This window comes from Campylobacter concisus, assembly GCF_902460715.1.
In the GTDB taxonomy this organism is placed as follows: Bacteria; Campylobacterota; Campylobacteria; order Campylobacterales; family Campylobacteraceae; genus Campylobacter_A; species Campylobacter_A concisus_AK.
Genome location: NZ_CABPUX010000001.1, coordinates 457,326 through 483,397, shown reverse-complemented (window position 1 = coordinate 483,397; position 26,072 = coordinate 457,326). Strand labels below are relative to the sequence as shown.

Here is a 26,072-nt window from a genome sequence, read left to right as displayed (position 1 = left end):
TTTACCTTTTATTTTACGCTAAATACGCTACTGCCGCTGCCGCTTAGAAATTTATCCCTAAACTCGTTCATCTGTGGATAGAGCTTAAAGCATGGGGCAAAAAGATCGTTTAGCTCCTTGTTTTTATAAATTTCAAGTAGCTCTTTGCTCTTTAAATTTTGCATCTTTTTTGCAGCATTAATGTCTATGTATTGTAAGAAATTGCTTCTAAATTCTTGATAAACCATCGGTGTGGAGCAAAAAACATTTGGCGTGAAGATATTTAAATTTGGCACTTCATCGTCAAATTCTTCTATGATCTCGCCTATGCCGCTTACATTTGCTGCCTTGTAGCCGCTTACAAAAAAGGCCACATCTGCGCCGATTTTAGAGGCTATTTGCATCAAATTTTCGCGTTTTATATTTAAATTTAGCTCGTCATTTACCATTAGTAAAAAGGTGGCAGCGTTTGAACTGCCTCCTCCTAGACCAGCACCTATTGGGATTTGTTTGTTGATGATGATTTTATGAGAGCTAAAAAACTCATCTAGCTCGTTTGAAAAGCCAGCTTTTTTTAGCTCGTCTATCGCTTTTTGGATGATGTTCTCTTTTATCTCTTTGTTGTCGCATTCGATAGCAAAAGAATTTGACCTTTTAAAATAAATTTCATCAAAAAGCTGCTCGCAAAGAACAAAACGTGACAAAATTTCGTGGTAGTTGCCTCTGGTGCCAACTACTTTCAAAAATACGTTGATCTTTGCAAAGCTTTTCATTTCTCGATTTTTTTCGCAAGCTCGTGGATATCGGCTTCGCTTGCTTTTTTGGTGGCGTGGATATTTTCATTTTTAATATCATTTGCCAGCTCGCTTCTTAGTATCATTGTATTGCGCGGGGCCTCGATACCAAGCTTAACGGTGCTTTTTGAGATACTTACTACGACGACTTTTATGTCGTTACCTAGTAAAATTTCTTCGTTTTCTTTTCTTGCTAAGATTAACATTTTTCTACCTTGTTTAAAGTGTAATTTATAGTATCATCCATGATTTGGATTACGCTCATAAATTTATCATAATTTAGCAAATAAATTCCTTGTGTTTGTGTTTCAAAATCGTTAATTTTTAATTTCTTACCATAAAGTATGTTATTAATATCCCCAAAATACGTGTTTTGCTCAATATTTAAAAAATTGCAAATATTTAAAAATTTTTCATTTTCATAGCGAAATTTACCCTCGCTTATCCTCTTTAATGAGCTTAAAGTTACATTATAACCAACTTTTTGCCCAAAAATTTCTGCATAAGAGCGGATGTAACTCCCCTCACTTACACTTAAGCGAAGTGTCAAAAAAGGATGTGAATAATTCAAAATTTCACTCTCATAAATTTCCATTGTCTCTGGCTTTAGCTCAAATTCTTCGCCACTTCTTGCTAGCTTGTAAGCTCTTGTGCCATTTACATGTTTGGCGCTAAATTTTGGCGGGATATAGCTTATCTTACCAGTTAGCTCGCCTCTTATGGCTTCAAGTTTTTCTAAATTTAGCTCTTTTACATTTGAAATTTCAGTGATATTTTCATTATCCATGCTAGGACTGCTAGCTCCAAGCCAGATCGTCGCCTCATAGACCTTTGGGCTTTTGTCTAAAAATCTAAAAAATTTCGTATACGAGCCAAAAGCGACTATCAAACAGCCACTCGCAAATGGATCAAGCGTGCCTGAAAATCCAGCCTTTTTAACGCCATACTTTCTCTTTAGTCGTCCTAAAAAGTGGTTTGAGCTCATGCCAGCAGGCTTGTTTGCCACGAAAATGGCGTTCATACGGCCTTTTCCACGAAGCTTGACATGATCTCTCTTACATTGCCACCAAAATTTATAGTCAGTTTAAACTCTTTTTTGATCTTGCTAACCGCACTTACTCTGCCGATACCAAAAATTTTATGTTTAACAAGGTCACCTTTTTTAAATTCATTGCTCTGTTCGATAACTAGCGAGCCATGCGTGATACCGCTCTCGCTTAAAAATCTACTCTTATTTAGCCTAGTGCGCTGACCTTTGTAAAAGCGCGAATTTGCAAAGCTTAGGCTAAGTGTCCTCTTAGCTCTTGTTATCGCCACGTAAGCGAGCCTGCGCTCCTCTTCGATGTCGCTACCATCGCCAATGAGCGGGAAAAATCCCTCTTCAAGGCCGATCACAAAAAGGTGCTCAAACTCAAGTCCCTTGCTCGCATGCACGCTCATAATGCTAATAGCCTCGTCGCTGATGCCGTCTTGCTCGCTTGTTAGCGTGATCTCGTTTAAAAACTCCTCCAGATCAAAGCTTGGATTTTGCTTGATCTGATCTTTTAAAACAGCGTAAAACTCGTCGATGTTCGCCGCTCTTTCAGCGCCATCTGGCAAGCTCTCGTAGTATTTTTTCACGCCAAATTTAGCTTCAAATTTATCTATGAGGTCAAAAACTGAGCTGCTTTCTTGAAGCTCTTTTAGGTTGTTTGCAAACTCAAGAAGGGCTGATTTTACCTTTTTACTAAAGGCTTCATCGTTATCAGAGATGTTTGAGATTGCTTCAAAAATGGAAATTTTGCCCTCAAATGCCATCTTTTCAAGCTTATCAAGACTCACTTTGCCTAGTCCTCGCTTTGGGCGGTTTATTATGCGTCTTATTGAAAAATCATCATTTGGATTGTTTATCAGCCTTAGGTAGCTTATGATATCTTTGATCTCGGCTCTTTCGTAAAATTTAACGCCGCCTACCATTTTATAAGCGATCTGCTCTTTGTTTAGCCCATCTTCAAGCGAGCGAGAAAGCGCGTTTATGCGGTATAAGATAGCGATATCTTTTGCCTGCACGCCTTTGCTTAAAAGCTCTTTTATATTTTTTGCGATCTTGCCAGCCTCGACGCTCTCATCAAAGCTCTCTATCAAATTTACAGCTTCGCCTTCGCCTTTTGTGCCTACAAGCTTCTTGCCAAGGCGGTTGCGGTTATGATCTATTAGCTCATTTGCAGCCTTTAGTATCGCCTCGCTCGAGCGGTAGTTTTTCTCAAGTCTGATGATCTTTACATTGCTAAATTGATCTTTGAAATTTAAGATATTATCGATCTTCGCACCACGCCAGCCATAAATACTTTGGTCATCATCGCCCACTACGCAGATGTTTTCGTGGCATAGGCAGAGTTTTTTTAGCAGTTTATACTGAAGATCGTTTGTATCTTGATACTCATCGACCATTATGTATTTGTAGCGGTTTGAAATTTCTCTAGCAAGATCTTCGTTTTCGTCTAAAATTTTATATGTAAGCCCTAGTAAATCGTCAAAATCAACAAGGTTATTTGCCTTTAAATAGTCTTCATATTTTTCATAAATTTGCGCTGCTTGCTTATAAAAGTTGTCCTTGCTTTTATCAAATGAGGAGAAATTTGCGTTTTTATAGACCTCTTCGACGCTTAAAAGTGAGTTTTTGTAGTTTGAAATTTCACTTGACAAAATAGCCGTAGCGACTGGGCTTTCAAAGCTTTTGATGATGCGTTTTTTATCGTCTGTGTCGATTATTACGAAGTTATTTTTTCTGCCAAGCTTTTCTATGTAGAGCTTTAAAAACAAAAGTCCAAATTTGTGAAATGTGCAAAGAAGCGGTGAGTAGTTTTTGCCGCTTTGGCTTAGCATCGCCATGGCTCTGCTGCGCATCTCGTTGGCAGCTTTATTTGTAAAAGTAAGAGTTAGCGTGTTTGCCGCGTCTATGCCGACCTCGCCGATGAGATAGGCAAGCCTAGTCGTGATCGTCTTTGTCTTGCCACTGCCAGCACCTGCTAGTATGAGCATCGCACCGTCTATGTGGGTGGCTGCTTCGCGCTGGGCTTCGTTTAAATTTGATAGTAAATTTTCCATTTTTCGCTTTTTAAATTTTCTTTTGATTTTAGCCAAAAATGCTTAAAATTACTATTTTTTCTTAAATATATCTTTATTTTTTGGGTTTTGCAAAAAGACTGAGGCTGATTTTTTAGCATGATCGACTTGCTTCTCTTTTGGCTTATAAATGGAGAAATTTACGAGGATCGGGCTATTTTCAACCAAAATTTGAACCACCGCGCCAAGTGGAAACGATACCACTGAGGCGAAATTTTCACTGCCAAAGCCAGCCTCAAAGCTAAGCTCATCTTGTGTTAGTCTCGCACTCTCAAGCGTATAGCCACCAAGTGAGAACATAATGACTGGCATGCTAAAGCCACTGCTTATCTCATCTGGCAAGCTAGGCTCAAAGCTAACTAGCGGTAAATTTGCCATAACTGAGAAATTTAGCCCCTTTTCAAGTAAAAAATCAATGCACTCATAGACGTGCATCTTCATCAAAAGCGCAAATTTCTCATCGTCTAAAATTTCGTCTAACATCTTAATCCTTTGAAATTTCTAAAAACTCATCTACTAGTTTTTTGACCTCGTTTATACCGATCTGCCAGAAATTTTTATCATCTATATCAAAGCCAAATTTACCCACAAGCTCCCTTGGGCTGAGGCTCCCACCAAGGCTCAAAAACTCGGTGTAAATTTCGACAAAATTTTTGCATTTGCCGCTTTTGTAAAGCCCAAAAAGTGCAAGCACAAGAAGCTGCGCGTAAGAGTAAGCGTAGCAGTAAAATGGCGTATGGATGAAGTGCGGGATGTAGCTCCACCAAATTTTGTAGTAGTCATTTAACGTGACACTTTTGCCAAACATCTTTTTGCTCTCTCTTAGCCAAATTTTATTTAGCTCATCTAGGCTGATCTCGCCTTCATGTGCGTGCACAGCCCTTTCAAAGGTGGTGAAATTTATCTGGCGGTAAAGCGTGGCAAATATATCCTCGATCTTGCCAGCAAGCAGTGAAATTTTCTCTTTTTTGCTAAGACCATCTTTTACGTGGTCAAAAACTAACATCTCGCAAAAGACTGAAGCCGTCTCAGCCGTGGTTAGCGGAGTGTCTGAGTTTAGGTAACTTACGCTATATGAGAGCTTTTGATGCACAGCGTGACCAAGCTCGTGGGCTAGCGTGAAAAGGTCTCTTCGCTGGTTTGTGTGATTTAGCAAAACATAAGGGTGAGTGTCGCTTGATCCTGAGTGAGAAAACGCGCCACCTCGCTTGTTTGGCGCTGGATAAACGTCGATCCAGCCGTCATTAAAGGCGCTTTTAGCTATATCGCCAAATTTAGGTGAAAATGTCCCAAACGCCTTTAAAACTATCTTTTTGCACTCATCAAATTTATACTCACCTTCGCTGCTAAGAGGCGCGTATCTGTCGTAATCATAAAGCTTTTTAAGACCTAAAATTTCTCTTTTTCGCTCGTAAAATTTAGAGACTAGGTCAAAATTTTTCTCCGTTACGGCAATTAGTGAATCAACACTTTTTTTAGTGATTTGATTTTCAAGGTGTCTTGGCTCTTCAGGAAGCTTGAAATTTCGCAGCTCGCAGCTCGTTTTTAGATCAGTTTTTATCATATTATATATGTAGCCAAGAAGGTGCTGGTGCTTGCTAAGCTCGTTTGAGAGGCTTTTGGCGGCCAGTTTTCGCACGCTTTGATCGTTATCATGAAGCTTGGCTAAAATCTCTTCTTCATTTAAAAGCTCGCCTTTAAATTTAAATCTCATCTTGCTCATGCTCTCATCAAAAAGCCTTGAAAAGCCCTCAGCTCCGGTGCTTGCCGTGCGAAGTAGCACTCTTTCTTCAGCAACGCTTAGTTGGTGTGGTTTTGCTTTAGCGAGGTTGCTTAGATAGTAGCCATATTTTTTAGAGCTTTTTATGATCTCTTCTTGTTTTTTAGGGCTAAACTCATTAAATTTGATCTCAAAAAATATCAAATTTTCATTTGCTTTTGTCGCTATCTCATCGATCTTTGCATAAAATGCACCCTTGCTTGTATCTTTGGCAAAATTTAAAAAAGCGTAAGTCATTACTTTTGAAATTTTAGCGATTAAATTTTCATATTCGCCAAATGCCTTTAAAAACTGGTCTGTTTTTAAATTTTCATAAATTTCAAGGTATTTATCTTTAAATTTCTCGCACTCTTTTTGTAAATTTAGTGCGTTTTGTTCGCACTCTTTTTCATTTGCAAAAAGTGCTTTTAGATCCCAAATTTGCATATTTATCCTTTAAATTTTTGGGACATTTTACAAAAAAATGGATAAAAGTAAAATTTCAGCCAAAATTTAGCTGAAATTTTACTGAGGATTATTCTGAAGTCTCTGAGGCTACGGCTGTAAAAAGCACGTCTGATGAGCTATTTAACGCAGTTTCAACTGAGTCTTGGATGACGCCTATCGTAAAGCCAACTGTGACAAACTGCATAGCGATGTCATTGCCGATGCCAAAAAGTCCGCACGCTAATGGCACTAGAAGAAGCGATCCTCCAGCCACGCCAGATGCGCCGCACGCACCAAGAGCTGAGATGAAGCATAGAAGAAGCGCATCGCCAAATGTAACTGTGATAGACGGGATAGAATTTACCGCAGTAAGCGCTAGGATGCTAATGGTAACTGCCGCACCGCCCATGTTTATAGTAGCGCCAAGTGGGATAGAGATCGAGTAGAGCTCCTCTTTTAGTCCAAGCTTTTTGCAAAGCGCCATATTTACTGGGATGTTTGCAGCTGAACTTCTTGTAAAAAACGCTGAGATCGCGCTCTCTTTTAAACAGATCATCACAAGTGGATAAGGATTTTTCTTTGTTAGTGCAAAAACCATCGCTGGATAGACGATAAATGCCACTACAAGCATCGCTCCAACAAGAACTAAGATCAGTTTTAGATATCCTGCAAGTGCCTCAAATCCTGTGTCATGAATGCTGATAGCAACCATGCCAAAGATACCAAATGGAGCAAGTCTAATGATAAATTTAACGATATGAGTTACGCCGTCGCTTATATCTTTAAATACTTTTTTGGTTTCAGGTGTAGCATATCTCATAGCGATGCCACCGCCTATCGCCCATGTTATGATGCCTATATAGTTGCCGTTTGCTAGAGCGGTTATCGGATTTTCGACCATTTTATAGATAAGGTCTTTTAATACGTTTGTGATGCCTTGAGGTGCTGACATATCAGCGCTTTGCAGACCTTTTAGCGGTATCTCGATAGGAAATAAAAAGCTTGCAATTACCGCCACAACAGCTGCTAAAAAGGTGCCAACGAGGTAGAGAGTGATGATCTTTTGCATGCCTTTTGTATGACCAAAATCTTTTAAAATGATAGAGGTTGCAACTAAAACAAAAACAAGAATAGGTGCGATCGCTTTTAGAGCACCTTTAAACAAATCTCCTAAAACTGAGGCTGAAGCAGCGATAGAATCAGCCGAACTAGCCTTTTCTTTGGCCTCATCAAGCTGTTTTGCTTCATCTTGGCTAAGGCGAGTTTTTATGACTTCATCTACGCTTAAGCCACTCTCTTTTTGGATGGTTTGAATTTTAGCTGAGAGTTGGTTGTAAGGGGCTGCTTGATAATGTGTGTAAAAGCCAACTAGGGCACCTAGGATGATACCAACTAAAATTTGAACGATCAAATTTCCATCGGCGTATCTTCTTGCAATGTTTTTAAACATATTCATTTGACACCTTAATAAATTAGTTTTTTGTTGATTCTAGCTAAATGATTTTTAAATATAAAGAAATTTAAAAAGATTAATTCGCTTTTTATATAGATTTGTTACAATTGCACGAAAATTTAACCAAGGAAAAGGACGAAAATGTATCTATTTACTTCTGAAGTTGTAAGCCCAGGTCATCCAGACAAATGCGCTGATATCATCGCTGATAGCATTGTCGATACTATTTTAATGCAAGATCCAAATGGACGCGTCGCAAGCGAAGTTTTTGTAGCTGGAAAAAACATAGTAATAGGCGGAGAGATAAACTCAAAGGTAAAGCTATCTTATAAAGACTACGAAAAGATCGTAAAAGACGCTCTTGCGCATATTGGATATGACGGAAAGAGCAACTTCACAAAAGAGCAGTGCTTGCATCCAGACGATATCGAGGTCAAAGTTTGCTTAAATCAACAAAGTCCAGATATAAATCAAGGTGTTGATCAAAGTGACGGCGAGATCGGAGCAGGAGATCAAGGCATCATGTTTGGCTTTGCAAGCTGCGAGGCGAAAGAATTTATGCCAGCAGCTATAACTTACGCAAGAATGCTTTGTGAAAAAGTCTATAAATTTGCCAAAGCAAACCCTGATAAACTTGGCGTTGATATAAAAACGCAAGTTACGATTGATTACGGCAGTAAAGACAACTTTGAAAACTGCAAACCTCAAAGCATCCACACTATCGTCGTCTCTGCACCTTGTGTGGAGAGCATGAAGATAGAAGAGCTTCGCGCACTAATACAAAATTTAATAGACGAAACTGGCCTTCCAAAAGAGCTATATAATAAAGAAAAAACGATCATCTATATAAATCCAACAGGTAGATATGTAAATCACAGCTCACTGCACGATAGTGGTTTAACAGGCAGAAAACTAATCGTTGATAGCTTTGGTGGATATAGCCCAATAGGCGGTGGCGCTCAGTCAAGCAAGGACTACACAAAGGTTGATCGCAGCGGACTTTACGCAGCGCGCTGGATAGCTAAAAATATCGTTGCAGCTGGCCTTGCTAAAAAATGTATCGTTCAGATAAGCTATGCAATTGGCGTTGCAAAGCCAACTTCAGTTAGTGTTGATACTATGGGAACTCACGCAAACGGCGTAAATGACGATATGCTTTCAAATTTTGTAAGCGAGCATTTTTCTCTAACACCTCGCTGGATAACAAATAAATTTGGTCTTGATAAGCCAAGTAAAGAGACATTTTTATATGCAAAAGTAGCTGCAAAAGGTCAAGTGGGAAATGCAAAATACCCTTGGGAAAAGCTTGATGCGGTTGATACTTTCAAGGCTTTACTGAAAAAATAATCAAAAAAGTGGCTTTATCTAAAAGCCACTTTAAATCTCCCTTTTAAAACTCATCCCAAAACGCTTTTTTAGGCAAAATGATCTCGCTTTTTGAACCATTTACGCTGTGATAGACTGCTTTATTATACTTTGTAGCAAGGTGCTTTATAAGCACTCTTTGAAGCACAGGTTCGCTACTTGGCACAAACCAGCCGTTGTTTGTGATAGCCACGACCACGTCAAATTCGCCCTTATAAAGCTCCTCTCTTGTTGCCTCGTAGCAGATAGCATTTCTGATTTTAACCCCATCTATCTCATAGTCACTAAAATTTTCAGCCTTTTTAAAGTCGCTAGCTCCGCCAAAAAATAGCTTATTTACTGCATCTTGCATAAATTTTGGTAGAGGAATTTCTTCTCCAAATGGCACTAAAAATTTCTTATCCATTCGCCTTAGAGTACCATCTTGAAACAAAAATGCAGAGTTATAAATTTGCTTATTTTCATAGGCAAGCGCACCAGCTACGATAGTTATCTGTTTTGAAAGCTCTTTTAGCTCATCAACAAGTAGTGGCTCATTTGTCATAAATAACGGAAACGCGCTCTCTGGCAGCACGATAAGGCGCCTTTGCTCGGCTATGGCGCTATTTATCATGTCTAAATTTTCATTTGTAAATTTCATGCGCAAGTTTTTATCCCAGCGCACTCTTTGAGCGACATTAGTATTTGTTAGCTCCACCTCAAATGGTAGAGTTTTCGCCTCGCTACTTTTAAACTGCAAGGCGGCGATGAGGCAGATAAAAGCTAGGATAAATTTTAAAATTTTGCTTTTTAAACTCAAAGAAATGGCTGCTAAAAATATAAATATAAGTCCCCTCGTGCTTGGCTCAAAAGCGCCTAAAACAAGTGTCGCTTCAAGGTTAAGCCAGTTAAAACCAAATGGATGCACGTAGCTTATTAAAAATAATAAAACAGCTCTTAGTGCCACAAAGCTTGGAAAAGAGGCTATCCAAAACAAAAGCCCATAAACAAGGGCTACAAAGAGGATGACAAATGGGATAAGCCAGACAAGCTCGTAGTAGATAAAGCTAAAGCCGATCCAGTAAAACCACAAAATTCCAGTGAAAAATCCAGCTGCAAAAAAGCCAGCTCTGCTTAAATTTATGATGATGTAAATTCCAGCTAGTGTGAGAAAAGGTGAGATGAAATTTAAAATTTGATTTTCAGCCATAGCTAAAAAAATGAAATTAGAGAGCAAAAAAGCACCGACAAAGGCTTTTATTATAATTTTAGTGCTAAAATGTCCGTTTAAAAATCTTACAAATAAGGAAATCCATGCAAAACGCAGAATTTTTAACATCACTACTACCCCTTGTTGTGCTTTTCGCCATATTTTACTTTTTGGTTATCAGACCTCAACAAAAACAACAAAAAGCCCATGCAGCAATGCTTGCAGCTCTTGACAAAGGCGATAAGATAGTAACTAATGGCGGACTTATATGCGAAGTGATTAAAGCCGAAAGCGATTTTATCAAAGTTAAACTTAACGATGATGTAATTGTTCGTGTAGCACGTGAGTTTGTAGCTAAAAAGATCGAAGATAAATAATGCGTAACGCAAGAGTTACATATAGGCTGATTATATTAATATTAGCCTTGATTTTTGGTTTTGGCTTTTCGGTGCCATCTTTTTTTCAGACTCAAAGCGGAGCTAAAATTTCGCTGGGACTTGATCTTCAAGGTGGCCTTCATATGCTTCTTGGTGTTGAGACTAACGAAGCCATCCACTCTAAAATCAAATCAATCGCTGGAAGTATAAATTATTATGCTAAAAAAGAAGATGTACTTATTGATAAATTTAAGATAAAAGAAGATAGTGTTGATTTTGCACTACTTGATAGTGACGAGGCTCCAAAGGTTGATAAGGCACTTGCTGAGATAAAAGGACTTGATATCAAAAAAGATGGCCTAAACTATCACATCACTCTAACAGAGCAAGAGAGGCTTGACACGATCGAGTATGCGATCTCGCAAGCTGTTGAGACCATTAGAAACAGACTTGATCAGTTTGGTTTGGCTGAACCAACCGTTGCAAGGCAAGGTAAAGATAATATCCTAGTTGAACTTCCTGGCATAAAGACTGAAGAGGACGAGCAAAGAGCAAGAGACCTTATCGCAAAGGCTGCTCACTTGCAGCTTATGGCAGTTGATGATAAAAGACAAGATCAAGCAAATACTATGAGCGAGGCTGAGGCTGAAAGCTATGGTGATGTGATCTTTAAAGATGCTAAAAACGATCGCGTAAAATACGTCGTTAAAAATATCCCTGTGCTTGATGGCTCGATGCTAACTGATGCAAAGGTTGCATTTTCTCAGCAAAACAACCTACCGATCATAAATTTCACACTAAATTCAGAAGGTGCTAGAATTTTTGGTGATTTTACTGGTGCAAATGTCGGCAAAAGGCTTGCTATCGTGCTTGATGGCAAGGTCTATTCAGCTCCAGTTATAAACGAAAGAATAGGTGGCGGCAGCGGTCAGATCAGCGGTGGCTTTACCCTTGATGAGGCCCACGACGTGGCGATCGCTCTTAGAAGTGGTGCGCTTTTAGCACCTGTTAAGATGTTAGAAAAAAGAAGTGTTGGTCCATCTTTAGGACAAGAGAGTATCAATCAAAGCATGGTAGCGCTTGCTGCTGGATCTATCTTGGTTGTGCTATTTATGCTAGTTTATTATGGAATTTCAGGCGTTTTTGCAAATATTGCTCTAGTTGCGGATGTCGTTATATTGGTAGCTGTCATGGCACTTTTTGGAGCGACGCTTACTCTGCCAGGTATGGCTGGTATCGTGCTAACGATCGGTATGGCTGTTGATGCAAACGTCATCATAAATGAGCGCATACGTGAGCTTTTACGTGAAGGCGTGGCGATAAGAACAGCCGTTCAAAAGGGTTACGAGCACGCTATGAGTGCAATCATCGACTCAAACTTGACTACTATAATCACAGTTGCTGTGCTTTATGCTTATGGTACTGGTCCAGTTAAGGGCTTTGCGGTAACCATGGCGATAGGTATTATGGCTTCGATGCTAACGGCCATTTTAGGCACTCACGGTATGTTTGATGCAGTCATGGATAAGATAGAAAAAAGCGGAAATACCAGACTTTGGTTTGGCTATAAAAGGAGCTAGGGATGCAAATTTTCACTAAGGCAAAAGTTTATGATTTTATGCGGTTTAGATTTGTGTCACTCGCACTTTCTATATTTTTATTTGTTGGTTCGATCTTTTTGCTTGCAACGAAGGGGCTAAACTACGGCATTGACTTTTCTGGTGGTACGCTTATCCAGCTAAAATACGACACCAAAGCGCCACTTGATAAAATTCGCGATGCTTTTGGCACAAATGAAGTGCTTAAAAACGCCTCTGTTACTGAGTTTGGAAGCGAAGATGAGGCTGTTATTAGATTTTCAGGATCAAGTTCAAATTTAACTGGTGACATCGGCACTGAGATAAAGCAAATTTTAAAAGATACTGGAAATTTTGAAGTAAGACGTGTAGATATTGTTGGTCCAAAGGTTGGTGACGAGCTTAGGCAAAAGGGCTTGATGGCTCTTGGAATTTCGCTAATTGGCGTGCTTCTTTATATCACATTTAGATTTGAGTGGAGATTTGCGCTAGCTGCGATCGCAACTGAAATTCACGATATAGTCATAACCGTCGGTGCTATTTCGCTATTTGATATCGATGTAAATTTAGACACTCTAGCGGCTGTATTAACGGTGCTTGGCTACTCGCTAAACGATACGATCATCATTTTTGACAGGATAAGAGAAGGCATAAAAGAGAGCAAGAGAACTGATATCGAGGGCGTTATCAACGAGTCAGTTTCAGCCACACTTTCAAGAACTATCCTAACTTCAGCCACTACGATGATGACTGTTGTTGTGTTATTTTTATTTGGTGGAGATATGATACATGGATTTTCATTTATCCTTATCGTTGGTATCGTTATAGGAACGATCAGCTCGATCTACATCTCATCGCCATTTCTTATCTGGTTTAAATTTAGCATCGAGCATTTTAGGGCTAGAGAGGCTGAGAAGCAAAGGATCAAAAAAGAGCGTGATAAAGAGCGTGCTATGTTTGAAAAAGGCGTTGTGTAAGGAGGGATAATGAACTGGGGAAAAGTTATCTACATATTTTTTGCGCTGATGAGTCTTACGACTACGGCGGAGTTTTTATATGATAAAAACGAGATTGCCCTTTTTGTGGCGGCTAGTATAAATTTGGTTTCAACTTTACTTAAGATCGGTGTTAAAAATTTACTATCAGCTGAGCTTTTTGCTAGCTCGCTGGTTGCTGATTTGCACCTTATACCAGCTTTTGTTATTTTGCAAGTCTCTGAAAATGCAACGCTTAGCTACTCTTTAGCTATTGGCGCAGTCATTGCAAATATATTTTCACTGGCCTTGGTACTAATAGAATCAAGCAAATCACAAGAAGAATTTTAGGAGAAAAAATGGCTGAAAAGAGAAAATATGAGCCTTTAAAGATAGAAAAAAAATGGCAAGAAATTTGGGATAAAAATGAAGAATTTGAACCAAAAGACGACTTAAGCTTGCCAAAAAAATATATCCTAAGTATGTTTCCATATCCAAGTGGACGCATACACATGGGGCATGTGAGAAACTACTCTATCGGCGATGCGCTGGCTAGATCATATAGAAAAAGCGGCTACAACGTGCTTCATCCTATTGGATTTGATAGCTTTGGTATGCCAGCTGAAAACGCAGCCATAAAACATAAAATTCACCCTAAAATTTGGACTTACGAAAACATCGACTATATGAAAAAGGAGCTTGCAAGCCTTGGCTTTTCATTTTCTAAAAAGAGAATTTTAGCTACATCTGACCCACTTTACACAAAGTGGGAGCAAAGCTTTTTTATAAAGATGTTTGAAAAAGGGCTTGTTTATAGAAAAAATGCCATCGTAAACTGGTGTGAGTACGATCAAACCGTGCTTGCAAACGAGCAGGTTGAAGACGGCAAATGCTGGAGATGTGGTAATGATGTTGTGCAAAAAGAACTTCCAGGATATTACTTTAACATCACAAAATACGCTAGCGAGCTACTTGAAGATCTAAAACTTCTTGAAGGCAAATGGCCAAATCAAGTCATCACAATGCAAGAAAACTGGATCGGCAGAAGCTACGGCTTGGAGTTTAAATTTAGCCTTGATGAGGCTTCAAAAGAGACTTTAGGTGGTAAATTTGATGGCTTTGAGGTATTTACGACAAGACCTGATACGATTTATGGTGTTAGCTACACAGCTCTTGCGCCAGAGCATCCTATCGTAAAAGCGCTTCTTGAAAGTGATAAATTTGATGAAAGCAAGAAGGCAAAGATAAAAGCAATACTTAATCAAAGCCCAAGAGAGCGTCAAGCAAGCGATAAAGACGGAGAATTTTTAGGAATTTACGTCGTTCATCCTCTCACAAATGAAAAGGTCCCAGTTTGGGTTGCAAATTTCATCCTAGCTGACTACGGCAGTGGCGCTATCATGGCTGTCCCTGCGCATGATCAAAGAGACTTCGAGTTTGCAAGTAAATTTAATCTACCTATAAAACCAGTCGTAAAGCCGCTTGAAGGTGAGAATAACGGCTCTAAGGCCTATTCGGAGTATGGAATTTCAATAAATTCTGAGCTTATAAACGGCCTTAGCTCAGAGGATGCCAAAAGCTTTATAATAGAGAAATTTGAAAAAGATGGCCTTGGCAAAAGGATCACAAACTACAAACTAAGAGACTGGGGAATTTCTCGCCAAAGATACTGGGGTGCGCCAATACCTGTTGTACACTGCAAATGCTGCGGCGTAGTGCCTGAAAAAGAGGAAAATTTGCCTATCGCACTGCCTGAAGATGTCGAAATCACAGGCGAGGGCAATCCACTTGATAAACATCCAACTTGGAAATTTACAAAGTGTCCAAAATGCGGACAAGACGCGCTCAGAGAGACTGATACGATGGATACATTTGTGGAGAGTAGCTGGTATTTTGCCCGGTTTGCAAGCGATGAGAAGAGTTGGGGGCAAAAAGCGCTTGATGAAAAGAGTGTGAATTATTGGATGAATGTAGATCAGTACATCGGCGGCATCGAGCATGCGATCTTGCACCTTTTGTACGCTAGATTTTTCCAAAAGGTCTTAAGAGACCTTGGCTATCTAAGAGATGATGAGCCGTTTGAAAATTTACTAACTCAAGGCATGGTCTTAAAAGATGGCAAAAAGATGAGTAAAAGCAAGGGCAATGTCGTAGACCCTGATGATATCATAAATAGATATGGCGCCGATACGGCAAGGCTATTTATCCTTTTTGCTGCTCCTCCTCAAAAAGAGCTTGAGTGGAATGACAGTGCAGTTGAGGGCGCATTTAGGTTTTTAAATAGGCTTTGGGAGAAGGCGCAAACTATCAAAAAGATAGACAAGCTGCCTGAGATAGATCACGAAAGTCTAAATAAAGATGAGAAATTTGCAAGGCTTAAAATTTATGAAGCGCTTAAAAAATCAACCGAGGTTTTTGGCGATACATTTGCTTTTAACACTTTAATCGCTGCTTGCATGGAGGCGCTAAACGCTATAAATGCGCAAGATAATGACGACGTAAATGCTGAGGGCTTTTTCATCATCTTAAGTTTACTAGAACCTATCGTGCCGCATATCGCAAATGAGCTTAGCGAAGAACTTTTTGGCAGAAAAAATTTCACAAAGATAGCTGTAAAAGAAGAGGTCTTTGTAAAAGATAGCATCGCTCTTGCAGTTACAGTAAATGGCAAGAAAAGGGCTGAGTTTGAAGTAGCAGCAAGCGAGAGTGAGAGTGAAATTTTAAAACAAGCTAAGCAAAACGTGGCTAAATGGCTTGAAGGAAAAGAAATTTTAAAAGAGATTTATATAAAAGGCAAATTAGTAAATTTTGTCATTAAAGGATAAATTTTGAGATATTTTTTAGCGTTTTTTATTGCGATATTTATATGTGGATGTGGCTATAAACCAGTTTCAAAGATCTCGCAGGATTTGGTTGGAGATAGAGTTTATGTTGATGTTATCATCAGCAAAGAAGAGCCAAAAAATAGTGTCTGGATAAAAGACGCCGTAAAAGAGGGTATGGTCGCAAGGCTAAATAAGAGTTTATCTAGCAAAGAGAGCGCTGATACTTCGATAATTGTCTCAGTGCAAAATTTAACCTATGAAGCGATAATCTATGATGAATACGGCTATATCACATCGTATAAAGCTTTTTTAATTCTAAACTATAAAACCAAATTTAAAGATGGTCGTGTCATAGATATACCTGCTACTGGCGAGTATGATTTTAGCGTGGCAAGACGTCAAAAAAGCGTAAGATACGCAGATAGTGTCATTAGCGATACTCAAAAGTATGAAGCTATAAAAGAGGCTTCAAAAGAGGCGTTTGATGAGTACATCGCAAATTTAGCTGTAAAAGGATATAAAAATGGCAGCAGTAACCGTTAGTCAAATAGTCAAGGAAGCCTTGAGCGAGATAAAAGATCGCCATTTGATGCTAACGCCAGAAAATTACACTGAAGTTTATAATGAAATTTCTAAAAAATATGGCTTTACTACCGAAGAGAGCAAAAAGATAGAAAAATATATCTCAAGGCTTGGTGATGACTATAAAGCGCAAGCTATAAGTCTTCATATAAAAACGGTTGATGAGTTTGTAGCTTTTATGACCGCTAGGCTCTCTCATGGTGCTAAAAATAGCACAGCCCAAGTGGTCGATGATAAAAAGTTAAAGTCATTAAACGCCTTTGCAAGAAGAATCCTCCAAGCCATCTCTATGCTTCACAACAAAGACGCAAAAGCTCTAGCGGAGCAGGGCATGCAGCTACTTGCTAGAAGATATGATGAGAAAAATCTTGAAGAGATGTGCCTTAAATGGTTTGACTTTGTAAGCTCTTACGACACTGAATTTTTGGACTTTTTGAAATATTATGGCGTGAGAGACTTTGACGATCTAAGGACTATGAGCGCTGAGCTTGAGAAGTTTCTTTCTCAAAAAAATGAGGGCGGCGAAGAAAACGCTTTAGTTGAGCTTTTAAATTTTGCCCTTGAGCCTTCTATCACAAAGGAGCTTAGCGAGGAGCTTGGCAACATTAGAAGTGTTTTAAAGCAAAATCCACAAAGTCTAAATAACAAAGAAATTCAAGATAAGATAAAGACCTTTGTTGATCGCAGGATAGAAGAGGATAGAAGCGAGATCATCGAAAAAGTGGGCTCGATAAATAACATCTTGCAAAACATAGGCGATAGAATTTCTGACATCGCAGCTAGCTCAAAAAGTAGCTCGGCTAAGGCACAAAGCATCAAAAACGATCTTAAAAAGGTAAATTTAAATGAAAATAGCATAGATCATGTAAAGAGCATGCTTATCGAGATCGCGGGTGCGCTTGAGATCGAGAGCAAGGAGCTTGGCCTTGAGATGAATAGCAAGCAAGCGACCATTTCTGAGCTACAAAATAGGGTTATTAGCCTAGAAAAAGAGCTGGAGGCTGCTAAACTTGAGAGCAAAGAGGACTTTTTGACAAAGGTTGCTACAAAGCGCGCATTGATGACTGAGATGCAGCGTATCGAAGAGGCTTATAAGCGCTACGGCACGGACTATTCTATCTGCTTTGTTGATATTGACTTTTTTAAAAAGATAAATGACACCTACGGGCATGAGGCTGGCGACGTGATACTTTCAGCCGTGGCTCAAGTGCTTAAGAAAAATGCTAGAAAAGTGGACTTTGTTGGCAGATATGGCGGCGAAGAATTTGTCATTTTGCTACCAAGTACGAGCCTAAAAGATGGTGTTAGATTTGGCGAGAAGCTAAGAAGCATGATCGAAAATTTCAAATTTATCTATAAAAACGAGCGCATTAAAGTTACCATTAGCTCTGGCGTGGCGACAAGAAGTGCAAATTTAAGCGACACTATGACACTTGAAGCGGCTGATAAGATGCTCTACTCTGCAAAAGAGGGCGGCAGAAACCAAGTCATGCCAAAGATAATAGAGGAAAAATGAGCCTAGCGAAATTTCTTGACGGCAAGCCACTTTACTACAAAGAGATCGACTATGGCAGGATCATAAGGGCTTATGATACGATCAAAGGCCATCTAAAGCCTTTTAAGATAATCCACATCATCGGCACAAATGGCAAAGGTAGCACGGGCCGCTTTTTAGCGCAAATTTTAAGCCAAAATGGCGCAAAAGTAGGCCACTATACGAGCCCACATATATTTAAATTTAACGAGCGATTTTGGCTAAATGGCGAGGTCGCTAGCGATGAAATTTTAGAGGTAGCTCATGAGCGTTTGCAAGCTCTTTTGAGTGATGAATACAAGATAAAAACGAGCTATTTTGAGTATATGACGCTGCTTTCTGCAGTTCTTTTTGAGGGTTGTGACTACTTTGTCTGCGAGGCTGGCATGGGCGGCGTGCTGGACGCGACAAATGTCTTTGAAAAAGAGCTAAGTATCTTTACTCCGATCGGCTTTGATCACATGGCGATACTGGGAAATAGCATAGAAGAAATTTCACGCACAAAATTTGAAGCCATGGGCAAAAGAGCTATCTTAAATGATGAGATGAACGAGATAAGTGTGGCTATCGCAAAAGAGATCGCAAGCGAAAAAGGCGCAACTTTAAGCTTTCCAAGAGAAATTTTGACCAAAGAAAATTTAAACGAGATAGCAAACTACGCAGATAAATTTAACCTACCAGAGTTTTTGCGCTCAAATTTAACTCTAGCCTACGCCGCGGCTAAAATTTTAGATAGCAGCATAGATATCAAAAAGCTTGGTGTCTTATCGCTTCGTGGCAGATGTGAAAAGATCGATTCAAATTTATACGTTGATGTCGGTCACAACGAGCTTGGCGCTAAGGCTGTGGCTAAGAAATTTAGCCAAGAAGAGTTTGGCGGCAAAAAGCTTACTCTAGTTTATAACTCATTTTTAGATAAAGACTTCAAGGCAGTTTTGGCAGCTCTAAAGCCAGTCATTGAGGACGTGCTGCTTTATCACTACCACTGCGAGGGCAGGGAGCTTGGCGGAGAGCTTATAAATAAAGCGCTAAATGAGCTTGAAATTTCGCATAGAGAGTTTGAGCCAAGTGATATGAACGATATAAAAGAGGCAAAAAACGGCAAAATTTACCTAGCATTTGGCTCGTTTCACTTGGCCGAAGCCTTTTTAAAAGAGTACTATGCAAGCAAAGGTCTATGAGTATCTTTTAACGCACGCCCCACAAATTCTCATCTGTGAAGATGACAAAGAGGCGGCTCTTTGCGCTGATGCGGCCAGTTTTGCTGGCTTTAGTGCCTTTAAACTACCTGATTTTAGAGCTAAAAAGGGCGATGATCTAAGAAGCTTTAACGAAGAGCTTTTTGAAATTTCATCCGTGCTTAGCAAATACTACAAATTTGATGGCAAAAAGATCATCATAAGCCCATTTAGCACGCTTTTAAACCCACTTCCAACGCAAAAAAACTTAGAAAGCTCAACGATCAAGCTAAAAGATAATCTAAATTTAAACGAATTTGCCGACTTGCTCATACGCTTTGGCTATGAGTGCGTCGATATCGTTGAGAGCGTTGGCGAGTTTAGCATTCGCGGCGAAGTGATCGACATTTATGGCGTAAATATGGACGATCCTGTTAGAATTTTACTCTTTGGCGATGAGGTGGAGAGTATCAGAAACTACAACACCGCCACGCAAATTAGCAACAAAAATGAGCTAAGCGAAGCCGAGATCGTGCCATTTATCGCAAATTTGAGCAAAGATGAGTTTGAAAAAGTGAGCCAAAAGATCGAGGATATGCAAAGTGACGCCCCTGTGAGCGATCTAAATTCGCTTGGATTTTGGGCGATAGATAGCTTTAGCGACTACTTGAAAGAATTTGACTCAAAGCTTGTTAAAAAGATCGATTTTGAAATTTATGATGTGCCTGAGGAGAAATTTAAGGGCATTGAAATTTTGCCTGAGCCAAAGGTCTATAAAGACCTAGAAGTTACTTTAAATTTTGACTTTTTTGAGCTAAACAAGAGCAAAAGCATAACCGTTCTTTCAAGAAATGAGGGGCTTTTTAAGGGCTATGAGCTTGATGGCTTTGCCAACGTAAAGCTTGAAATTTCGCCCCTTGTAGTAAATTTAACCTCAAACGACAAGATCGTAGTATCACTAAATAAATTTGAGAAAAAAAGGCGAGCAAAACGCTCAAGCCTCGTGGTGGATGAGCTAAAAGTAAATGACTACGTTGTGCATGAAGATTATGGTATAGGCAGATTTTTAGGGCTTGAAAAGATCAAGGTTTTGGGCGCGACGAAGGAATTTGTGGTTATCGCCTACCAAAATGACGACAAACTCCTTTTGCCAGTTGAGCATCTAAATTTGATAGATCGCTACATCGCGCAAAATGGCTCTATGGCGGTGCTTGATCGCTTAGGCAAGGCAAATTTTGCCAAGATAAAAGAGAAGGTTAGGGAAAAACTCTTTGCGATCGCTTCAAAGATCGTGGCGATGGCGGCAAAAAGGGAGCTAATCACAGGCAAAATTTTACAAAAAGAGGATATCTCTTATCTAAATTTCGTCCAAGACGCTGGCTTTTCATACACGAGCGACCAGCAAAAAGCGGTAAATGATATAAAAGATGAGCTAAAAAGCGGCAAGGTGATGGATAGGCTGCTTAGTGGAGATGTTGGCTTTGGTAAGACCGAAGTTGCGATGAATGCCATATTTACTTGCATAAAATCAGGCTTTAGCGCATTTTTCTTTGTGCCAACGACGCTTCTTAGCTCGCAGCACTACAAGACGCTAAGCCAGAGATTTAGCAAATTTGGCATAAAGGTCTTTAGGCTGGATCGCTTCTCAAGCGCCAAAGAGAAATCAAGCCTGCAAAAAGCGCTAAAAGAAAATGAGCCCATAGTTTGCGTGGGCACGCATGCGCTTCTTGGTGTAAAGGCTGAAAATTTAGGGCTTATAGTGGTTGATGAGGAGCATAAATTTGGCGTTAAGCAAAAAGAGCAGCTAAAAGAAATTTCTCAGCACTCACACATCTTAAGCATGAGTGCCACACCGATACCAAGAAGCCTAAATATGGCGCTTAGCAAGATAAAAACATATAGCATTTTAGCCACTCCGCCAAGCTCGAGGCTAGATGTGAGGACAAGCGTGAGAGAGTGGGACGAAAAGGTCGTCAAAGAGGCTATCATGCGTGAGCTAAGACGCGGTGGGCAGACCTTTTACATCCACAACCACATCGCAGACATCGAGCAGACAGCAAATGAGCTAAGAAAAATTTTGCCAAAGCTTAGAATTTTGATACTTCACTCAAAGGTAAATGCAAAAGTCGCTGAAGATGAGATGATGAAATTTGAGCGGGGCGAGTATGACTTGCTGCTTTGCACCAGCATCGTTGAAAGCGGTATCCACCTGCCAAATGCAAACACCATAATCGTAGAAAATGCCAATAAATTTGGCATGGCTGACCTGCATCAGTTGCGTGGTCGCGTGGGCAGAAGCGATAAGCAGGCTTATTGCTACTTTTTGGTAGAAGATAAAGATGCCATTAGTAAAGACGCTCTAAAACGACTTGTCGCACTTGAGGGCAACTCATTTTTGGGCGCTGGCTCAGTGCTAGCTTATCACGATCTTGAGATAAGAGGTGGTGGCAACATCATCGGCGAGGCACAAAGCGGACACATCGAGGCTATCGGCTACTCGCTATATCTAAAGATGCTAGAAGATGAGATAAACAAGCTTCTTAATCAAGACTCCGCAAAGCTTGACAAGATCGATCTAAAGCTTAGTGTGAGCGCCTTTTTAAATCAAGAATTTATAAGAGAAGATAGGCTAAGGCTTGAAATTTACAGGCGCCTTAGCAAGTGTAAAGAGGTAGCCGAGGTCTATGAGATACAAAGCGAGCTTGAGGATAGATTTGGCAAGATAGATACCTTTACAAAGCAGTTTTTAGACCTTATCATCATCAAAATTTTAGCTCTAAAAGCTGGCATAAAGACGATCTCAAATAGCGAACAAAATATACTAATAACAAAAAATGATGACGAGAAGATCAGGCTAAAGTCACGCAGCAAGGACGACGACGATGTTTTGGCTGAAATTTTGGTCTATCTAAGAAAGGATAAAAAATGATAGATTGGGGAGTAAAGTACGCAGCGATTTATAAAAGCACAAAAGGGATGTTAAAGCCAGTTGAGGATATCGATTTTGTAGATATCGACTCACTTTATGGACTAGAGAAACAAAAAGAAATTTTGCTAAAAAATACTAGAAATTTTATAGCTGGTGACGAGGCAAATCATGTGCTTCTTTGGGGCGAGAGAGGATGCGGCAAGTCAAGCCTTGTAAGGGCTGTTTTTACTAAATTTTATAAAGAGGGACTTCGCATCATTGAGATCGGCTGCGAGGATCTAAAATACCTTGGCGACATCATCGACGAGATCAGAAAGAGCGAGTTTAAATTTATCATTTTTTGCGATGATCTAAGCTTTGAAAATGGCAGCAATGAGTATAAATTTCTAAAACCTATCATGGATGGCTCTATCCAAAAGCCGCCAAAAAACGTCCTTTTATACGCCACATCAAATCGCAGACATCTAATAAGCGAGTTTAAAAGCGAAAATGAAAACTCAGAGCTAATAGACGGAGAAATCCACTACAGCGACGCAGCTCAGGAGAAAATTTCGCTCTCAGACCGCTTTGGTCTTTGGATCAGCTTTTATCAAGGCAACTATGATGAGTACCTAAAAATGGTTGATTTTTACTTCAAAGACTACACTGGCGACAAAGATGAGCTTCACACACTTGCTAAAAATTTCGCCACGCTAAGAGCTAGCAGGAGTGGCAGGACGGCAAAGCAGTTTTACCTAACTTTTAAAGAAAATTTAAAATGAGATCAACTGATCTGTTTTTGGCTCTGCTAAATCACAAAAGTAGAAATTTTGATGAGCTAAAATGGCCAGGCGAGGGCACTTTTGAGGTCATTTTGTGCGCTATTTTGGTGCAAAATACCAACTGGAAAAACGTTGAAAAAGCGCTAGATAATCTAAAAAAAGCGAGCAAAGATAGCCTACAAGGCATTTGCACGCTTGAAAACAGCGAGCTTGCCACATTCATAAAGCCAAGTGGCTTTTACAACACAAAGGCAAAACGGCTAAAGACGCTTTGTCTAGCTATAAAAAATGAATTTGAGAACTTTGATAATTTTAAAGAAAACGTTAGCCGCGAGTGGCTCATAAGCGTAAAAGGCGTTGGCGCTGAGACTTGCGACGCGATACTTGCTTACGCTTGTGGCAAGCCTTATATGGTCGTTGATGCTTATGCGCTTAGGATAATGGCATATTTTGACTACATTTTTGAGAGCTACGACGAGGCGGCTGAGTGGTTTAGCTCGCTTGATTATGATGAAATTTACAAATTTCTTGATAGCGAGAAATTTGACGAGACTGAGGTTTTAAAACTCTATCATGCGCTTATTTTGGAGTTTTGCAAAGAGAATTTCAAAGGCAAAATTTTGAGTCAAAGCGGACAAGAGGTGCTTGATAGCATTAAAAACTAAATTTTTATTTTAAATTTAGCGCAAATTAGGACTTTTTATGTTTTATTTTAAATTCTATGCTAAATTTACGAGAAATTTATTTTAGGAGAAGTGATGATCTACGATAACATCGTAAAAACGATCGGTAATACACCTATCGTAAAGGTTAAAACAGGTGCTGACGAGGCTGAAATTTACGTAAAATTAGAGTTTTTTAACCCAGGCGGCTCTGTAAAAGATAGGATCGCATTTAATATGATCACAAAAATGCTAGCTGATGGCACACTAAAACATGGCGACACTATCGTTGAGCCAACAAGCGGAAATACAGGCATCGGCGTAGCTATGTGCGGTGCTGCGCTTGGCTTTAAAGTGATCCTTTGCATGCCTGAGAGCATGAGTATCGAAAGACGCAAGATCGTGGCTGCATATGGCGCTCATCTTGAGCTAACTCCTGCAGCTGGCGGTATGAAAGCAGCGATCGCAAAAGCTACTGAGCTAGCTTCTCAGCCAAATCACATAATGCTAAGCCAGTTTGAAAACAAGTATAACCCACAAGCTCACGAGCTAACAACAGCTGCCGAGATCGTGGCTGACTTTAGCAAGCTTGATGCCTTTGTGGCTGGCGTTGGCACAGGCGGCACGATAAGCGGAGTGGCAAAGGTTCTAAAAGAAAAAGGCTATGACACTAAGATCATCGCAGTAGAGCCTGAGGCATCACCGGTTTTAAGTGGCGGCAACCCAGGACCACATAAAATTCAAGGCATCGGAGCTGGATTTTTACCAAATACAATGGATATGAGCCTAGTTAGCGAAGTAGAAAAAGTAAGCAACGATGACGCACTAAACGCAGCTAGAGCGATCGCAAAGAGCGATGGTTTGATGATAGGCATAAGCGGCGGTGCTTCTTACGTGGCTGCAAAAAGAGTGGCTAAAAGACTTGGCGCTGGCAAAAAAGTGCTTTTCATAGCCCCTGATAACGGCGAGAGATACCTAAGTACAGAGCTTTACGGAGCATAAAATTATGTGGGAGAGTCTAAAAGAGCTAGTTCAAACCGTCCGTGAAAAAGACCCATCGGTGCATAGTTGTTGCTTTTTGGCGATACTTATAAACACTCCTGGTATCCATGCGGTTTTGTTTCATAAAATTTCTCATTTTTTATATGAGAAAAAGTGGTTTTTTCTAGCTAGACTCATCTCGCAAATAGCAAGATTTCTAACAGGCATCGAGATCCACCCAGGGGCCAAGATCGGTAGGAGATTTTTCATAGATCACGGCATGGGCGTGGTTATCGGCGAGACGGCTGAGGTTGGGGATGATGTGATGATGTATCATCAAGTGACACTTGGTGGCACTGGCAAAGAGTGTGGTAAACGCCATCCAACCATTAAAAATGGCGTCACTATCGCAGCTGGCTCAAAGATACTTGGGGCTATAACGATCGGCGAAAATGCCAAGATCGGCGCAAACTCAGTCGTGCTAAAAAACGTCCCAGCAAATGCAACCGTAGTTGGCATACCAGCAAGAGTTGTCAGAGTAAATGGGACAAAATTTGAGCCAGAATTTATCATTTAAAATTTAAATTTACTCTTACTACACCATAAAAATGCAAATTTTTGATACGGCAAATTTACTATCCACTATGCTGTCAGCGTTTTTTAGCTTTACGCTGCCTATCATAATATTTGTCATTTTAGTAAATTTGATAACAAAATTTATCAGGCGAAAGATGCGCCAAAAAACTTATGTGAAATTTAATCAAGGAAATATAGCTGATACGTTTAGCGCAAAAGAGATAGCGAAGAAATTTGGCAAAAATGCAAAAGATGTAAATTTGGCTTTGCTAAATTTGGGCTTTATAAAAAAATGTGACAATGGCTACAACGTAACAGATGTTGGCAAATACTATGGTGGCAAGCAAAATTTCTACATGGGCAAAGCAAGTGTTAGATGGGATGAGAGGATAGTTTATAACGAAAATTTCGTAGATGAGATAATGAAAAATACCGCAAAAACGGCCAAAGAAGAGCAAAAAGAAGATTTTAGAGAGAAATTTAAGGCTGAATACCGAACTAACGACGGCCACTACGTAAGAAGCAGGGCAGAGCTAGTCATCGCAAACTGGCTTTTTGCTGAGGGCATAGCCTACGCTTATGAAAAAAGAGTGCCGATAAAAGAGGACATATATTGTGATTTTTACATACCAAATGTCAAAAGAGCTTTTAAAATTTGGTGTAAGTTTAAATTTATAGAAAAAGGGGCAAGCGCCCCTATGATTATTTTAAAGTTTGGATATATTCTGCAACTGCTTTGATGTCGTCGTCGCTCATTGGAGTAGCGATAGGTTTCATCATGGCACCAAGACCAAATTTATTTGCACCTGTTTTGTAGCCTTTTAGAGCTGCTTCGATAGCTGCTGCATCAAGTGATGTTAAAGCTGGAACTTTGTTATTGAAAACTTTTTCAGCTTTAGCGCCATGACAGGCAACGCATTTTTTATAGATAGTAGCGCCATCTGCAGCGAAAGCAGCAGTTGAAAGTAGTGCTGCAACACTTGAAACGATTAGTAGTTTTTTCATTTGTCATCCTTTTTAAAAAA

At 39.8% G+C, this 26,072-nt stretch carries 24 protein-coding genes; 15 read left to right on the top strand and 9 right to left on the bottom strand.

Annotation, left to right across the window (positions count from 1 at the left end):
• Positions 1–8: 8 nt before the first annotated feature.
• The 7 genes from F3G91_RS02380 to sstT form a co-directional block, all read right to left on the bottom strand.
• Positions 9–752, bottom strand: coding sequence for a 4-(cytidine 5'-diphospho)-2-C-methyl-D-erythritol kinase (locus F3G91_RS02380; protein ID WP_149700571.1), 744 nt, complete (start codon positions 750–752; stop codon positions 9–11).
• Complete coding sequence (gene csrA / locus F3G91_RS02375; protein WP_002941828.1) at positions 749–979, bottom strand: carbon storage regulator CsrA; 231 nt, start codon at positions 977–979, stop codon at positions 749–751. Before csrA ends, F3G91_RS02380 begins: the two co-directional genes overlap by 4 nt.
• The gene (gene truB, locus F3G91_RS02370; RefSeq protein ID WP_149700570.1) at positions 973–1,794 is read right to left on the bottom strand and encodes a tRNA pseudouridine(55) synthase TruB; all 822 of its coding nucleotides are present in this window, start codon (positions 1,792–1,794) and stop codon (positions 973–975) included. The genes csrA and truB overlap by 7 nt, the downstream gene beginning before the upstream one ends.
• Positions 1,791–3,860, bottom strand: coding sequence for an ATP-dependent helicase (locus tag F3G91_RS02365; RefSeq protein ID WP_103634208.1), 2,070 nt, complete (start codon positions 3,858–3,860; stop codon positions 1,791–1,793). The genes truB and F3G91_RS02365 overlap by 4 nt, the downstream gene beginning before the upstream one ends.
• Positions 3,861–3,911: 51 nt before the next feature.
• The gene (locus F3G91_RS02360) at positions 3,912–4,361 is read right to left on the bottom strand and encodes a hypothetical protein (RefSeq protein WP_021085502.1); all 450 of its coding nucleotides are present in this window, start codon (positions 4,359–4,361) and stop codon (positions 3,912–3,914) included.
• A gap of 1 nt (position 4,362) precedes the next feature.
• Positions 4,363–6,084: a M3 family oligoendopeptidase gene (locus F3G91_RS02355; RefSeq protein WP_149700569.1), complete on the bottom strand. Its 1,722-nt coding sequence runs from the start codon at positions 6,082–6,084 to the stop codon at positions 4,363–4,365.
• Positions 6,085–6,172: 88 nt separating this feature from the next.
• On the bottom strand, positions 6,173–7,540 hold the full coding sequence (gene sstT, locus F3G91_RS02350) for a serine/threonine transporter SstT (RefSeq protein WP_374220093.1): 1,368 nt from the start codon (positions 7,538–7,540) through the stop codon (positions 6,173–6,175).
• A 138-nt stretch (positions 7,541–7,678) separates the two neighbouring features.
• Between sstT and metK the strand changes: the two genes are divergently transcribed.
• Positions 7,679–8,884 (top strand): methionine adenosyltransferase, encoded by a 1,206-nt coding sequence (gene metK, locus F3G91_RS02345; RefSeq protein ID WP_149700568.1) that lies wholly within the window; start codon positions 7,679–7,681, stop codon positions 8,882–8,884.
• A 43-nt stretch (positions 8,885–8,927) separates the two neighbouring features.
• Here the strand turns inward: metK and F3G91_RS02340 are convergent, their stop codons facing one another.
• Positions 8,928–10,220, bottom strand: a complete 1,293-nt coding sequence (locus F3G91_RS02340; protein ID WP_149700567.1) for an apolipoprotein N-acyltransferase — start codon at positions 10,218–10,220, stop codon at positions 8,928–8,930.
• Here F3G91_RS02340 and yajC point away from each other — a divergent pair.
• The 14 genes from yajC (at position 10,196) to F3G91_RS02270 (ending at position 25,787) form a co-directional block, all read left to right on the top strand.
• On the top strand, positions 10,196–10,468 hold the full coding sequence (gene yajC, locus F3G91_RS02335) for a preprotein translocase subunit YajC (RefSeq protein ID WP_103606044.1): 273 nt from the start codon (positions 10,196–10,198) through the stop codon (positions 10,466–10,468). The two genes, F3G91_RS02340 and yajC, sit on opposite strands and share 25 nt — an antisense overlap.
• Complete coding sequence (gene secD / locus F3G91_RS02330) at positions 10,468–12,048, top strand: protein translocase subunit SecD (protein WP_103558533.1); 1,581 nt, start codon at positions 10,468–10,470, stop codon at positions 12,046–12,048. Before yajC ends, secD begins: the two co-directional genes overlap by 1 nt.
• A gap of 2 nt (positions 12,049–12,050) precedes the next feature.
• Positions 12,051–13,022: a protein translocase subunit SecF gene (secF, locus tag F3G91_RS02325; protein WP_009294062.1), complete on the top strand. Its 972-nt coding sequence runs from the start codon at positions 12,051–12,053 to the stop codon at positions 13,020–13,022.
• 9 nt (positions 13,023–13,031) lie between these two features.
• Positions 13,032–13,370: a DUF6394 family protein gene (locus F3G91_RS02320; protein WP_002942000.1), complete on the top strand. Its 339-nt coding sequence runs from the start codon at positions 13,032–13,034 to the stop codon at positions 13,368–13,370.
• Positions 13,371–13,378: 8 nt separating this feature from the next.
• Positions 13,379–15,844 carry a leucine--tRNA ligase gene (gene leuS / locus F3G91_RS02315; RefSeq protein ID WP_149700566.1) on the top strand — a complete coding sequence of 822 codons (2,466 nt, stop codon included), beginning with the start codon at positions 13,379–13,381 and terminating at the stop codon, positions 15,842–15,844.
• A 3-nt stretch (positions 15,845–15,847) separates the two neighbouring features.
• Positions 15,848–16,387: an LPS assembly lipoprotein LptE gene (gene lptE / locus F3G91_RS02310; RefSeq protein ID WP_107797255.1), complete on the top strand. Its 540-nt coding sequence runs from the start codon at positions 15,848–15,850 to the stop codon at positions 16,385–16,387.
• Positions 16,368–17,942, top strand: a complete 1,575-nt coding sequence (locus F3G91_RS02305; RefSeq protein ID WP_149700565.1) for a GGDEF domain-containing protein — start codon at positions 16,368–16,370, stop codon at positions 17,940–17,942. The genes lptE and F3G91_RS02305 overlap by 20 nt, the downstream gene beginning before the upstream one ends.
• On the top strand, positions 17,939–19,141 hold the full coding sequence (locus F3G91_RS02300; RefSeq protein ID WP_149700564.1) for a Mur ligase family protein: 1,203 nt from the start codon (positions 17,939–17,941) through the stop codon (positions 19,139–19,141). Before F3G91_RS02305 ends, F3G91_RS02300 begins: the two co-directional genes overlap by 4 nt.
• Positions 19,122–22,067, top strand: a complete 2,946-nt coding sequence (gene mfd, locus F3G91_RS02295; protein ID WP_149700563.1) for a transcription-repair coupling factor — start codon at positions 19,122–19,124, stop codon at positions 22,065–22,067. Before F3G91_RS02300 ends, mfd begins: the two co-directional genes overlap by 20 nt.
• Entirely contained in the window at positions 22,064–22,828 is a 765-nt protein-coding gene (locus tag F3G91_RS02290) for an ATP-binding protein (RefSeq protein WP_002942073.1), read from the top strand. The genes mfd and F3G91_RS02290 overlap by 4 nt, the downstream gene beginning before the upstream one ends.
• A complete protein-coding gene (locus F3G91_RS02285) occupies positions 22,825–23,493 on the top strand; it encodes an endonuclease III domain-containing protein (protein ID WP_149700562.1) in 669 nt (222 codons plus the stop codon). Before F3G91_RS02290 ends, F3G91_RS02285 begins: the two co-directional genes overlap by 4 nt.
• 93 nt (positions 23,494–23,586) lie before the next feature.
• Complete coding sequence (gene cysK / locus F3G91_RS02280; RefSeq protein ID WP_149700561.1) at positions 23,587–24,492, top strand: cysteine synthase A; 906 nt, start codon at positions 23,587–23,589, stop codon at positions 24,490–24,492.
• A 4-nt stretch (positions 24,493–24,496) separates the two neighbouring features.
• The gene (gene epsC / locus F3G91_RS02275) at positions 24,497–25,048 is read left to right on the top strand and encodes a serine O-acetyltransferase EpsC (RefSeq protein WP_009294053.1); all 552 of its coding nucleotides are present in this window, start codon (positions 24,497–24,499) and stop codon (positions 25,046–25,048) included.
• Positions 25,049–25,079: 31 nt separating this feature from the next.
• Positions 25,080–25,787 carry a hypothetical protein gene (locus F3G91_RS02270; protein WP_149700560.1) on the top strand — a complete coding sequence of 236 codons (708 nt, stop codon included), beginning with the start codon at positions 25,080–25,082 and terminating at the stop codon, positions 25,785–25,787.
• Here the strand turns inward: F3G91_RS02270 and F3G91_RS02265 are convergent.
• Entirely contained in the window at positions 25,750–26,052 is a 303-nt protein-coding gene (locus F3G91_RS02265; protein ID WP_087582377.1) for a c-type cytochrome, read from the bottom strand. The two genes, F3G91_RS02270 and F3G91_RS02265, sit on opposite strands and share 38 nt — an antisense overlap.
• Positions 26,053–26,072: the final 20 nt, after the last annotated feature.